The organism is Pseudomonas sp. HY13-MNA-CIBAN-0226, from assembly GCF_040310305.1.
In the GTDB taxonomy this organism is placed as follows: Bacteria; Pseudomonadota; Gammaproteobacteria; order Pseudomonadales; family Pseudomonadaceae; genus Aquipseudomonas; species Aquipseudomonas gregormendelii.
This window is the reverse complement of the sequence record NZ_JBEOPS010000716.1, coordinates 1-229: the sequence shown is the minus strand read 5'-3', so window position 1 is coordinate 229 and position 229 is coordinate 1. Positions and strand designations below refer to the sequence as shown.

At 69.0% G+C, this 229-nt stretch carries 1 protein-coding gene; it reads right to left on the bottom strand.

The window, feature by feature from the left end:
* Positions 1 to 229 (bottom strand): PfkB family carbohydrate kinase (locus AAEZ05_RS30575; RefSeq protein ID WP_350650453.1); only part of this gene is annotated, 229 nt, incomplete at both ends.

Genomic DNA, 229 nt, shown 5'->3' with positions numbered 1-229 from the left:
GGCCAGGGCCACGGCGTGGGGCAGCTCCTCACCGGCGGCAATGGAAGCTGCCAGGGTGGAAATCACCGTGTCACCGGCACCGGTGACGTCAAACACTTCACGGGCACGCGCCGGCAGGTGCATGGCCGGATGGCCCGGACGCAACAGGGTCATGCCGTGCTCGCCACGGGTCACCAGCAAGGCGCCCAAGTCGAGATCGGCCATCAGCGCCGCGCCCTTGCTCACCAAC